The organism is Flavobacterium sp. 5 (genome assembly GCF_002813295.1).
Taxonomy (GTDB): domain Bacteria; phylum Bacteroidota; class Bacteroidia; order Flavobacteriales; family Flavobacteriaceae; genus Flavobacterium.
Genome location: NZ_PHUE01000001.1, coordinates 2,554,359 through 2,567,236 on the forward strand (window position 1 = coordinate 2,554,359; position 12,878 = coordinate 2,567,236).

13 protein-coding genes are annotated in these 12,878 nt (G+C 31.3%); 8 read left to right on the forward strand and 5 right to left on the reverse strand.

The window, feature by feature from the left end:
• Window position 1 precedes the first annotated feature (1 nt).
• The 4 genes from CLU82_RS10480 (at window position 2) to CLU82_RS10495 (ending at window position 2,348) form a co-directional block, all read left to right on the forward strand.
• Window positions 2-508, forward strand: coding sequence for a nuclear transport factor 2 family protein (locus tag CLU82_RS10480; RefSeq protein WP_100843046.1), 507 nt, complete (start codon window positions 2-4; stop codon window positions 506-508).
• A 76-nt stretch (window positions 509-584) separates the two neighbouring features.
• On the forward strand, window positions 585-1,259 hold the full coding sequence (trmB, locus tag CLU82_RS10485) for a tRNA (guanosine(46)-N7)-methyltransferase TrmB (protein ID WP_100843047.1): 675 nt from the start codon (window positions 585-587) through the stop codon (window positions 1,257-1,259).
• A gap of 110 nt (window positions 1,260-1,369) precedes the next feature.
• Window positions 1,370-2,002: a LysE family transporter gene (locus tag CLU82_RS10490; protein ID WP_100843048.1), complete on the forward strand. Its 633-nt coding sequence runs from the start codon at window positions 1,370-1,372 to the stop codon at window positions 2,000-2,002.
• 10 nt (window positions 2,003-2,012) lie between these two features.
• Entirely contained in the window at window positions 2,013-2,348 is a 336-nt protein-coding gene (locus CLU82_RS10495; RefSeq protein ID WP_100843049.1) for an MGMT family protein, read from the forward strand.
• Between the two features lie 23 nt (window positions 2,349-2,371).
• Here the strand turns inward: CLU82_RS10495 and CLU82_RS10500 are convergent, their stop codons facing one another.
• On the reverse strand, window positions 2,372-3,976 hold the full coding sequence (locus CLU82_RS10500; RefSeq protein ID WP_100845005.1) for a murein L,D-transpeptidase: 1,605 nt from the start codon (window positions 3,974-3,976) through the stop codon (window positions 2,372-2,374).
• A gap of 370 nt (window positions 3,977-4,346) precedes the next feature.
• Window positions 4,347-5,615 (reverse strand): L,D-transpeptidase family protein, encoded by a 1,269-nt coding sequence (locus tag CLU82_RS10505; protein ID WP_100843050.1) that lies wholly within the window; start codon window positions 5,613-5,615, stop codon window positions 4,347-4,349.
• A 420-nt stretch (window positions 5,616-6,035) separates the two neighbouring features.
• Here CLU82_RS10505 and CLU82_RS10510 point away from each other — a divergent pair, with 420 nt between their 5' ends.
• From CLU82_RS10510 to CLU82_RS10525, 4 genes are all read left to right on the forward strand, one after another.
• The gene (locus CLU82_RS10510) at window positions 6,036-7,172 is read left to right on the forward strand and encodes an Mrp/NBP35 family ATP-binding protein (protein WP_100843051.1); all 1,137 of its coding nucleotides are present in this window, start codon (window positions 6,036-6,038) and stop codon (window positions 7,170-7,172) included.
• A 110-nt stretch (window positions 7,173-7,282) separates the two neighbouring features.
• Window positions 7,283-7,522 (forward strand): NifU family protein, encoded by a 240-nt coding sequence (locus CLU82_RS10515; RefSeq protein ID WP_100843052.1) that lies wholly within the window; start codon window positions 7,283-7,285, stop codon window positions 7,520-7,522.
• A 299-nt stretch (window positions 7,523-7,821) separates the two neighbouring features.
• Window positions 7,822-8,295 carry a hypothetical protein gene (locus CLU82_RS10520; protein ID WP_100843053.1) on the forward strand — a complete coding sequence of 158 codons (474 nt, stop codon included), beginning with the start codon at window positions 7,822-7,824 and terminating at the stop codon, window positions 8,293-8,295.
• Window positions 8,296-8,351: 56 nt separating this feature from the next.
• Window positions 8,352-8,669: a 2Fe-2S iron-sulfur cluster-binding protein gene (locus CLU82_RS10525; protein WP_100843054.1), complete on the forward strand. Its 318-nt coding sequence runs from the start codon at window positions 8,352-8,354 to the stop codon at window positions 8,667-8,669.
• A 127-nt stretch (window positions 8,670-8,796) separates the two neighbouring features.
• Here CLU82_RS10525 and CLU82_RS10530 read toward each other — a convergent pair whose 3' ends face one another.
• The 3 genes from CLU82_RS10530 to CLU82_RS10540 all read right to left on the reverse strand — a co-directional run bounded on the left by CLU82_RS10530 (window position 8,797) and on the right by CLU82_RS10540 (window position 12,527).
• Window positions 8,797-9,579, reverse strand: coding sequence for a DUF3050 domain-containing protein (locus CLU82_RS10530; protein ID WP_100843055.1), 783 nt, complete (start codon window positions 9,577-9,579; stop codon window positions 8,797-8,799).
• Window positions 9,580-9,671: 92 nt separating this feature from the next.
• Window positions 9,672-10,850: an acyl-CoA dehydrogenase family protein gene (locus CLU82_RS10535; RefSeq protein WP_100843056.1), complete on the reverse strand. Its 1,179-nt coding sequence runs from the start codon at window positions 10,848-10,850 to the stop codon at window positions 9,672-9,674.
• Between the two features lie 270 nt (window positions 10,851-11,120).
• Window positions 11,121-12,527, reverse strand: a complete 1,407-nt coding sequence (locus CLU82_RS10540; protein WP_100843057.1) for a carbohydrate porin — start codon at window positions 12,525-12,527, stop codon at window positions 11,121-11,123.
• Window positions 12,528-12,878 lie beyond the last annotated feature (351 nt).

Here is a 12,878-nt window from a genome sequence, read left to right on the forward strand (position 1 = left end):
TATGAAAGTATTTATTCTAAGTTTAGTAGCGTTAATCTTAATTAGTTTTCATCCTTTGCAGTATAAGGAATCTGATGAAAAAGAACAAGTAAATAGAACACTAGATGCCTGGCACAAAGCGGCGGCAGAAGCTAATTTTAATAATTATTTCGGAATGATGACCGAAGATGCGATTTTTATTGGAACAGATCCAACTGAAAACTGGAACAAAAAGGATTTCAAAGCCTATGCAAAGCCGCATTTTGATAAAGGAAAAGCTTGGGATTTTAAAGCAATTGAGCGTCATGTTTATTTTGATAATTCTGGTAAACTTGCTTGGTTTGATGAACTTTTGAATACGCAAATGAAAATTTGTAGAGGTTCTGGTGTCCTTGTAAAAATAGGAAAGGAATGGAAAATAAAACAGTATGTTTTGTCTATGACCATTCCAAATGATAATACTAATGAAGTGATTAAAATCATTGCACCCATAGAAGATGTTTTACTTCAAAAAAGGGATTCTAAATGATAATTTTTGATTTTTTCGATACTTGAGCCATCATTCTTATATAATTCCTTAATTTTGCCGAAATCGTAATCATATCGTGGGAAGTAAAAATAAATTAAAAAGGTTCAAAGAAAACGAAACATTCAATAATGTTTTTCAACCAACAAGAGAAGAAGTCGTTGGAGATTTATTTCCACTAAGAGGGAAATGGAATTCAGATTTTTTTAAAAATAATAACCCATTAGTACTTGAATTGGGTTGTGGAAAAGGAGAATATTCTGTTGGTTTGGCTGATAGATACCCTAATAAAAACTTCGTTGGAATTGATATTAAAGGTGCTCGTTTTTGGCGTGGTGCAAAAACGGCTGTAGAAACAGGACTGCATAACGTGGCATTTATTAGGACTCAAATCGAATTAATCAATCATATTTTTGCCGAAAATGAAGTTGATGAAATTTGGATTACTTTTCCAGATCCTCAAATAAAATACAAGAGAACTAAGCATAGAATGACCAATTCTGAATTTCTACAGTTGTATAAAAAAATCCTCAAAAAAGAAGGTGTTGTTAACCTGAAAACCGACAGTGAATTCATGCATGGTTATACACTTGGGTTGTTACATGGTGAAGGACATGAAGTTTTGTATGCCAATCATAATGTATATGTTAATGAAGGAAGTCCAGAAGAAGTTACTGCTTTTCAGACTTTTTATGAAAAACAATATTTGGAAATTAACAAAGCAATTACGTATATTCGTTTCAAGATAAAATAGTATTTGGATTACATATTTATTTTTATTTGCATTGGTAGATAACATTGGATGAAAATTGAAATCTAAGACTAAAACCGAAGCTTTGTTTAGGGATTGATTAAAAACAAAAGATGGCATTATTATTACCTTTTTTTCTCGGATTTATTGTTGCGGCTATTGGTATTACACCTCCTGGTTTGATCAATATGACGGCTGCAAAAGTAAGTTTGAAAGACGGTAGAATTGAAGCTATTTTTTTTGCAATTGGTGCCACTGTAATTGTTTTTTTTCAAACTTTTTTAGCTTTATTGTTTGCAGATTTTATTAATAGTCATCCTGATGTAATTAATAAATTGCAAGAAATTGGATTGTTTATTTTTATTGCCCTGACTATTTATTTTTTCTGGAAAGCCAAAAGGCCAAAGTTACCCAAAGAGGAAATTAAAATACGTAGTAAGACGAACCGATTTTTTTTAGGAATGTTACTATCGGCTTTGAATTTATTTCCTGTTCCGTACTATGTTTTTGTATCTATCACACTTTCTACTTATGGCTATTTTTATTTTATAGATTCTTTTATTTACGCATTTGTATTTGGTGTAGTAACGGGTTCTTTTTTAGTTTTTTATCTTTACATCGTATATTTCAAAAAAAGAGAAGCCAAATCTTCTTTTTTGATGAACAATGGAAATTATATTATTGGAGCCATTACCGGACTCGTCTCTATAGTTACACTCTTTAAACTTGTTAAAGGATATTTTTGAATAAGAGACAATGGAGGCAAATGAAAATTTTTTTGAAAAAGTCTATGCTGTCGTTAAGCAAATTCCATATGGAAAAGTTACTTCATATGGAGCTATTGCCAAAGTTTTAGGTGCTGCAAGGTCTGCCAGAATGGTTGGTTGGGCTATGAATGCTGCTCATAATTTAGAAGATGTTCCAGCTCATCGAGTGGTAAATAGAAAAGGATTACTCACAGGTAAACATCATTTTGATGGAACCAATCTCATGCAACAATTACTGGAAAGCGAAGGGGTTGTTGTTGTAAACAATCAAATTATGAATTTTGAGACTGTATTCTGGGAGCCAGAAATTAAAAAGGAACCCTGAATTAGAGGGTTCCTTTTTTAATTTTAGTCTAAATGTAATGTTTTTGCAAGGCGTTCGTCTCGGCTGTAAATATCGTTGTAAAAACTTATTTGTCCGTCGTCATGTACCCAAGCGGTATAATAGCCAATGTAAATTGGGATTTTATTTTTAAGAACACAAGGTGTTTCTACTTTCCCGCTCATAGCTTTATTAATTTTGTCTACTGGCCAATCTGGATCATCTTCTAAAAGGACAATGGCTAATTCTTTTGCCTTTTGTACATTTATACATCCGTGACTAAAGGTTCTGGATTCAGAATCGAACAAGCTTTTGTCAGGAGTATCATGCATGTAAATATCGTTAGGGTTTGGAAACATAAATTTTACTAAACCTAATGAGTTATTCGGACCTGGTTTCTGTCTGTAATGACCATTATTATTTTCTAAATTATTTTCGGCAAGGTAATTTGGGTCTTGTGAGGCTTTAAATTTTAAAACATTATTTACGATGCTTGAAGGGACATTCCAGTATGGACTAAACACGATTCGTTCAATTTTACCACTAAAAATAACTGTTTCAGTCATTCGCGTACCGACAAAGACATTTGATTCAAACCTATATTTACCATCTTTAACATAAATCAGATGGAAAGATGGAATATTAATCATTACATACTTTTTGTCTTTCTCTAAAATTGGAGGAATCCAGCGACAGCGTTCCATATTGACTAAAAGGGTACGGATTAGGTCGCTTATTGGAGTGTTCATTAGGCTGATATGTTGTGGTTCAATGGTACTGTTCATTGTTAAGCCATTACGTTTTTTGAAATTTAAGACTCCAGCCATTAATTCATTATCATATATCGGTTTTTTCGAGTCTTCTTTTAAATCACCATATATAAATAAACGATTTCTTATTTGAGCAATAGTAATTGAGCTATCATTTGGGTTGAATTCTTTGTAAACTGATGCTGAGTCAATCCTTTTCCATTCGTAATCCCTTTGGATAGTTCTGTATTTTTTTAAAGCATCTTGTAGTTTGTAGTATTGGCTAAAAAATGCAGATTTGTCCTTGTTTATTAGGGTTGGTGTAATAAGTAATGAATCTAGAATTTTTTCATATGAGATTTCCTTTTTAGGTAAATACCATCCTAATTCTTTTACTTTTTTTTCATCAAGACCATTATAAACTTTGTCTGCATAATAAATATACATACAAGTGAGTAGGATTTCGGAATCTTTCTTTGATGGTTTTTTGTCAGCAGTTTCATTAAAGATAAGATCAATATCGTTTAGATAAGGAATGTCGGATTTTATATCTTGATCTTCTGCTAGTAATTTTGCTTTATTATATAAAAAATGCCCTAATTCTCCAATAGATCTGTCATCATACCAAATAGTACTGTAGTTTCTGTTCTTGTATAAAGTTTCAGTAGCTGTTAAGTAGTTTTTATATTTGGGATATTTTTTTAAAAAAACATCAAAATAAGTTTTATCTAGATGAAAAGTTGAGTCTTTTCTAAAAGTTATATTTTCAACATTCATAAAAATAGAGTGTTTGTTTATATGCTCTTTTACTCTTATTGGCTTAAACGAACAAAACGCAAAAAAAGCCAGTAATATATTTAGTGTTAAAGTGATTTTTTTCATTTTTTCATTTTTAGATCTAACTATAGGTTTCATTTTTCCGGATTCTAAAAGCTTAAATAGGAATATAGCTAAAATTAGTAGTATAAATGTATCTAAAAAAATATTAAACGCACAATGTTTGTAACGTTTTGAATCATTTTTTTGATGAAAAAATGCAGATATCTATCTTTTAATGAAAAATATACAAGTTTTAAATTCAAATTTTATAAAATCTAGATCATTACACTTTTTACTCGGTGTCATAATTTATTTCATAAAAGAGAAACTAAGTTTTCTTTTTTGATGAACAATTGAAATTGTATTATTTGGTGCAACTCGATTAATTCCCATGGCTAATTCTTTCAAACTTATTCAAAATCTATAAAACTGTTTAATCCATTACGACACTAGTGTTTTGCAATTGTTCAGTATTAATATCTTTACCGTAGATATCATCAAAAAAACTAATTTCTCCATTATCATCGCTTACCCAAGCTGTAAAATATCCGATATATACAGGGATTTTATTTTTCAATTCATAAGTTGTTTCTTTTTCACCACTCATTGCATTATCTATTTTTTCGATTGACCAATCTGGATCATTTTTTAAAATGGACTGTGCTAAACCTTTGGCGTCTTTTATATTTATACATCCATGACTAAAAGTACGTTTCTCAAATAAAAATAAACTTTTCGAAGGTGTATCATGCATATAAATATCATATTGATTTGGAAACATGAACTTAACCAATCCTAAAGAGTTTTTGGGACCTGGTTTTTGTCTAACGCGACCTCCGTTCCATTCCATGTTGTTTTCTTCCAAATAATTTTTGTCTGCAAAAATCTTTAATTTTAATTCATTATCTATTATACTTTGTGGAATATACCAATAGGGACTAAACACAATTTTGTCCATCATACTAGTGAAAGTTTCAGTTTCGGACCATTTTGCGCCCACAAATACATCTGATGCAAACTCGTTTTTCCCATCTTTAATATAAAATAATCTATACGAAGGGATGTTTACCATAATATACTCTGATGCATTTGCAAGGTTTTCGGGTATTTCACGACAGCGTTCCATATTTAGTTTTATGGTTTTTATTCGATTACTTATAGGTTCGTTCATTTGATTTATGTGTTCTAAGGTTAACTCATAATTTAAGGTCAGTCCATATCTTTTTTTGTAATTTAAAACACCTGCCATCAATTCTTCATCATATATGTTACTTTTAGAGTCTTGTTTCAAATCACCAACAATAAATAAACGTTCTCTAATTTGTTTTACAATTGTTCCACTGTCAGTAGGTTTTAAATTTTTGTAGTTTGCAGGATTTATATCAATTCTTTTCCATTGATTGTTTTTTTCAATAGTTTGATATTTTTCAAGAACTTTTTGGAGTTTGTCAAATTGAGTTGATAAAACATATTGACCTTCTTTTAGAACTTCAGATTTTGCTTTAATTGAATTATTACTTAAAGGCTGAACTGTAAGTGTGCTATCAAGAAATATTTTAGAATAATTATTTTCAAGATGTAAAGTGTTTTCTTTTGAAGATAAATTATCATTAATGGATTTTATTTCTTTACTGGCATAGCAAAAAGGTGAGAATAAAAAACCAATCGCTGTAATAATTAATAAGGAATTAAGATTTTTCATGACTTTATAATTTTAAATATTTTTCCAGAATGACTTTAATATTTTAAAAAAAGAGTGAAAACAGATTAACATATATGTAAAATAAGTGTCCATTTTCTTTTTGTAAAATGCTATGAATCAAAAATTTATGATATTCAAAGTTATTAAATACTGATAGCAGTTGATTTATATAATATTGTCAACGTATATCAAAATTTACATGTAATAGGAAGAAACTACAGAAACTAATAAAACCAAAACAGACTACTTTGTTAGAACATGAAGAGAGCCCAAATGAATAGTATCATTTTGAATAATTTCAATATCAACAAATCCAATACAAATCCTTTAGAATAAGAACTTAATGAGTTATCTTTGCAATCTAAAATTAGTTTAAATAAAACATGCTTTTTAAAAGCATAAACAGATAGAAGATTAAAAATGAAATTAGATAAAAATAACATTCTTAAAGCATTAGAAACGATTACTATTGCTGGTGAAGGTAAAAATATGGTAGAAAGTGGTGCTGTTACAAACATAGTCACTTTTGGAGATGAGGTTATTGTAGATTTGTTATTGCACACTCCAGCAATGCATATTAAGAAAAGAGCCGAAGATGATATCAAAAAAACTATACATGACTTGGTTTCGGCAGATGCCAAAATTAAAGTAAACATAAAAGTAGAAGCTGCTGCGGCTGAAAATCCAAACCAAATCAAAGGGAAAGCAATTCCAGGAATAAAAAATATTATTGCTGTTGCTTCTGGAAAAGGTGGCGTTGGAAAATCTACTGTTACGGCAAATTTAGCAGTAACATTGTCAAAAATGGGTTTTGCTGTTGGTGTTCTTGATGCCGATATCTATGGTCCTTCCATGCCAATTATGTTTGATGTAGAAAATGAAAAGCCTATTTCTATTGAGGTTAATGGAAAATCAAAAATGAAACCTGTAGAAAGTTATGGTGTTAAAATGCTTTCTATTGGATTTTTCACATCTCCAAGCCAAGCTGTTATTTGGAGAGGTCCAATGGCTTCTAAAGCATTGAATCAAATGATTTTTGATGCAAATTGGGGAGAATTAGACTTTATGTTAATTGATTTACCTCCGGGAACTGGTGATATTCATCTTTCGATTATGCAATCTTTGCCTGTTACAGGAGCTGTTGTGGTAAGTACCCCTCAAGCTGTTGCTTTGGCAGATGCAAAAAAAGGTATTTCTATGTTTTTATCAGAAGCTATAAATGTTCCTGTTTTGGGAATTGTAGAGAACATGGCCTATTTTACACCAGAAGAATTACCTAACAATAAATATTATATTTTTGGAAAAGAAGGAGCTAAAGATCTTGCACAAGATTTAGGAGTTGCTTTCTTAGGAGAAGTTCCAATTGTTCAATCTATTCGCGAAGCTGGAGATTATGGTCGTCCTGCTGCATTGCAAACAGGTTCTGTTATTGAAAATGTTTTCGATGAGATTACACGTAATGTTGTAAGTGAAGTTGTTAGTAGAAACGAAAATTTAGAGCCAACTGAAGCTATCAAAATTACGACAATGGCTGGATGTTCAGCTGTTAAGAAATAATTATGAAGCTTGAATATTAATTCAAATGCTATCGATGGATAAAATTGAGTTGAAATTACATCTAGTAATTTTGATAGAACTAGAAGATAGCAAACAATAGATACCAATTTATGAAAACAGAAGAATTAACAAATAATGTTTTGAAAGCGCTAGATGAAATCAGACCTTTTTTGAATTCAGATGGTGGAGACATTAAGCTCATTTCAATTGATGAAGGAAAACATGTAAAAGTACGACTTGAAGGAGCTTGTACTAGTTGCAGCGTTAACCAAATGACTTTGAGAGCAGGGGTAGAAACTACAATTAAGAAGTATGCTCCTCAAATAGAAACAGTTATTAATGTTTTGTAAATAACATTAGCGTTAAAAGCAGTTAAGTTTCGTGTTTAAGAAGTTTTGGAGTGTTTTTTAGTCAAAGAAAAGTAGTTATTGTATTATAAGAATCGCTATTTGGTTTGTCAAATTAGAATCTCTTACTTGTTAAAATGCAATAAAAAAGGGTTTTTTAAAAGAATATTATTAAGGAATTGCCAATAAAACAGCTGTTTTTTTTGTTATGTATAAAAAACAGTGTAAATAATTCAAATTATTTTTATTTGATTTTTCAAATAAAAATTTACATTTGTAACACTAACTTACAACTTTGAATTATGAAAAAACTGTATTTATTACTCGTTTTATTTTTATGTCTTTATAAAACTTATGGACAAGAACCAATACAAGAAGCATTTGTTACTAAAACTTATGTGAATGTTGATGAGACATGGAGTGAAATAAATTTCAGCAAAATGGTTGATATTTATTCTAACAGAAATGGTCAATTAAAGATTTCTAATGCCGAATTTTTGACTGAACTTAGCGGTGGTAAGGCAAATATGTTAGACAATAGTGCCTATGTTACTGCCGAATTTACTTCGCAGATACAAACCAAAAATAAGACTGATAAAAAAGGCTTAGTAAATTTAACCTATGAAGGAAAGTTGGTGTTTAAAACCCATGACGGGGCTTATGCACCAAATGCAGTAGTTACTTTTATTATCAATCAGGCAGATATTATTGGTTTAAGAATACTGAATAAAGAAAATCATAAAGAAATGGCCGTTGACCTTGAAATAAAGGGGTAATACGATTTGGAACGGCTTTTTTTAATAAAATAAATTAGCACAAAATAAAATAATAAATGGACGTTTTAATAAAAATTAAAGATAGAGAAGGAGTAATTCATGATTTACAAGCGCCTACTGATATGGCGATGAACATAATGGAACTTTGCAAGGCTTATGAGCTTCCTGTTGAAGGAACCTGTGGAGGAATGGCGATGTGCGCATCTTGTCAATGTTATGTTCTTAATGATGTAGTTTTGCCAGAAAAGGGCGATGATGAGGAAGCTATGCTTTCTGAAGCATTTTATGTAAAATCAAATAGCCGTTTGGGTTGTCAAATTCCTATCACTGAAAGTCTTGATGGATTAGAATTAGAATTAGCTCCAGAGAATTAGAGTCTTAATTTTTACTAAATGAAGATTAGAAACAATAAAAAATGGGGTCTTTAAACCCCATTTTTTTATTTAAGCCATTTTTCTAATTTGGATTAAATTATTTAAATTACGATTATACTTTTTCTGGCTAAACCATTTCAGGTTTTAGAATAATTTGTTCTTCGATAGCATCCCAAAGCGCTATTCTTTTTTCTAAAGCTAAGATGGAGATGTTTTGTACTTCTGACCATTTTTTTTGGTCATCTCCGCAAAGTTCATTTATCATAGTCATTGCCATTGGACCATGTTCATCTGCATCTAATTCAATATGTCTTTCAAAATAATAAAGAAGTTTGTTTAATTTATACGCTGGAAATTTGGATTGAAATTGTTTCAAAATTTCAGTAAACATATTTGGAATCAGATCTTCTCGACCAAAAGTAAATGCCGCTGCTATTTCATGAGGCTTTCCTTCTTCAATAACTTTAAATGTAAAATCGAGAAAGGCTTTGATATTTGGATGTAAATTACTTTTTTTAATAGCTACAAATATATTCTGAAGTGAATCAACCTCTCTTAAAAATTGTTCAATATGAGTTGTTTTTGCCGCACAATCTTGCATTGCTTCCAGGTACATTTCAAAATGGCTCAAACGTCTGCCATCAATGTTTAGATCGCTTTCTTCTGCTAATACAATTTCATTGATTAAGTATCGTGTTTCAGGATATGGGGTGGCAAACCAAGGTGTTGTTGTGCATGTTAGTTTGCTTTGCAATGCTTTTAATAGTGACATAAAATCCCAAACAGCATATACGTGATTTTCTAAAAAGCAATGTAAATCATCAATGGTATTGATTTTTTTGTATAATGAATGATTTAATAATTGTTGTTTTTGAGTTTGTATGTTAATGTTGATTGTTGCGATATTCATAAGGGGGTATTTTTTTGTAAAAATAAAAAAGCTTCCTGTTTTCAAGAAGCTTTGATATCAATTTTATAATTATTTTAGTATTTGTATGATTTTTATTTAAAAGCTGGAATTCCGGTTACGTCCATTCCCGTTATTAATAAATGGATATCGTGAGTTCCTTCATAAGTAATTACAGATTCCAAATTCATCATGTGACGCATGATTGAATATTCGCCAGTTATTCCCATTCCACCAAGCATTTGTCTGGCTTCACGTGCAATATGGAGAGCCATATCTACATTATTTCTTTTAGCCATAGAAATTTGAGATGTTGTTGCTCTGCCTTCATTTCGTAAGACACCAAGTCTCCATGTTAATAATTGTGCTTTGGTTATTTCAGTGATCATTTCTGCCAATTTCTTTTGTTGCAACTGTGTGCCTGCAATCGGTTTGTCAAATTGTATTCTTTCTTTAGCATATCGCAAAGCTGTATCATAGCAGTCCATTGCGGCACCGATTGCTCCCCAGGCAATTCCGTATCGAGCCGAATCTAAGCAACCAAGAGGCGCACCTAATCCAGATTTATTTGGTAATAAATTTTCTTTAGGGACTTTAACATTATCAAAAATCAATTCCCCAGTCGATGATGCTCGAAGGGACCATTTATTATGGGTTTCTGGAGTTGTGAAACCTTCCAGGCCACGTTCTACAATTAATCCGTGTATTCTTCCTTCCTCATTTTTAGCCCAAACTACTGCAATATCTGCAAAAGGAGCATTGGATATCCACATTTTGGCACCATTCAAAAGATAATGGTCTCCCATGTCTTTAAAGTTGGTAATCATACTTCCAGGATCTGACCCGTAGTTAGGTTCTGTTAGTCCAAAACAACCCATTAATCCTCCTGTGGCTAATTTTGGCAAATATTTTACTCTTTGTTCTTCGTTACCATATTTCCAAATTGGATACATTACTAATGAAGATTGAACTGATGATGTAGAACGAACACCAGAGTCCCCACGCTCTATTTCTTGCATGATTAAACCGTAAGAAATCTGATCTAAACCAGCACCTCCATACTCGACTGGAATATAAGGGCCAAAGCCACCTATTTCTCCCAAACCTTTTATGATTTGTTTAGGGAATTCTGCTCTTTGTGCATATTCTTCTATAATAGGTGAAACTTCACGTTTTACCCAAGCTCGAGCAGAATCACGAACTAGTTTGTGTTCCTCACTTAATAAATCATCTAGATTGTAATAATCTGGGGCTTGAAATAAATCGGGTCTCATGTTATCTTTTTTATTATTGATACAAATCTACGTAAAGAAATATAACAAAACTAATATGTATTGTTGTATTTTCACAATCTAACATACTGGTTTGATACTAATTGTTACCTCTTGATTATTGTTGAAATATTGTATTTAATATATTATTTTAAATATTCACTGAGAGACAAAAAAAAATAGTTTGATTGTTCTTTTAGTTGTTTTGTGCTTAATGTTATTTAATACAGAAAAGCGTAATAAAATATTTGATTAAATGCAGATTATTTGTTTTTACCATATCCACCATTCTACTTTTGCTCCTAAATATTGTCCCCAGCTTTTGCTGCCACTTTGTGCGAGATAGGGAGAATAGAGGTTGTCTGTTGCAAATTTATTGTAATGAGCAACACTATATACTAATCTAAAGTGAGGTCTAGCCCAAACATCTCGAACGGCAGTTGGTACAAATGTAGGTGCAATAGTAAATTTTGTCATCTGACCAAAGTCTTGTGTGCCATCTTTTCTCCAGGTTAAATCTAATTCATGCAGTAAATGAAACCAGTCTTTGATATACCACGTTCCTCTAGCTCCAAATGCAATATCTTGTTTTCGGTTAAATAACAATTGTTTGTTTAGGTAATCTGGAGCTTTATTTAGGCTGTCACTAGCTCCTCTGCTTTTAGTGTAAATTGCATAACCATTTAGTGAATAATTTTTGCTGAGATTAAGTAAAAAAGTTTCTGTTATAGCCAAAGAATAAGCTTTCTTAAAACTGTTGGTTTCTAGATTAGGTGCTCCATATGTGACGTAGGTTCGGCTGCTACCGCCATCTCCTCCATTGGCAATACCAGTACCATAACGAGCACTCACGGCATTAAAAGATCCAGGAAGTTTAGAATTGATGTTTTTAAAATATTTTGCTCCAACAACATATCCGTTATCAGCAGGATAATTATAAAAAGTATCTGCGCCTTGAGCCGTGCCTGAGGGTAGACGCTGATATTCACCAAGTAATTTCACGTATCCATTGTTGGTTGTTATTGTGTGTTCTATGATAGAAACGTATCTATTACGTAACCCTAAAGTAGGAGTGCCATTTACGATATTGAGGTAAAAGTTTGGTGGTAATGTTGATGTTGTGTCAATTGAACCAGTAAAAATTTCTGAAAATTGTGTGTTTTTGTATTTTATACCAACTCCTTGCCCTGAATGATCATCAAAATAATAATGATCAATAATATGAATGTCATCGCCACGAAATAGTCTTGCTCCCATCCATATACTCCAATCACTACCCATTATATTGTTAGCTTCGGCATATAGTTCAGGTAGAGCGGTTGTGATTCCGCCTATTGACTTATTAGAAACGTTACCTATTAATTGGCCTTGAGTGGTATAAAAGGAAAAGCGAGCCTGTACATTGATTTTAGTTTTTTCTTCACCCGCAATAGCTGGATTGAAGTGTAAGGCAGTAACTAATTCAAAATAGTCATTTTCTTCAAAACGACCTCCAATGGACCCCATTCCATTTAAATTTAGTGATTGTGGGAAATCACTGTTTGAAGCTCCTAAGGCATAAGCTATTCCTGCTCGGCCATAGCTACCAATAGAAAAATTTTTGTTAGATATTGTTGGAGACTGGGCTAATAAATTTAATGAAAACAGAAAAAAGAAGGTGAGGGTAAATACGTGTTTCATAGTTTCAATTTTTAAAGGTCAAATCAAATGTGTTTAATTGAGCGTAAACGCATTAATTAACTTAATTTGATAATCAAATTTAATTATTTTTTTGTAATATTTTTAGCTTTAATGTAATGAATAATATTTGCTTATATTTTTTTGTTGAGCAGCCCTTTAATTGCAAAATTTAATCTTTAAAATTTAATTTTCTTGTTGAATTTTTAATCTAAAGGTTTTGAGTCTATTTATTGTTGTGATATTACGGATATGCGGTATTTATTATTTTTTATGATATAGCAATAATTATTATTTTTTTTGATTTTCGGGAGGTTTTTAGTAGTGTTTATTGTATTTTAGAATCACTTTTAA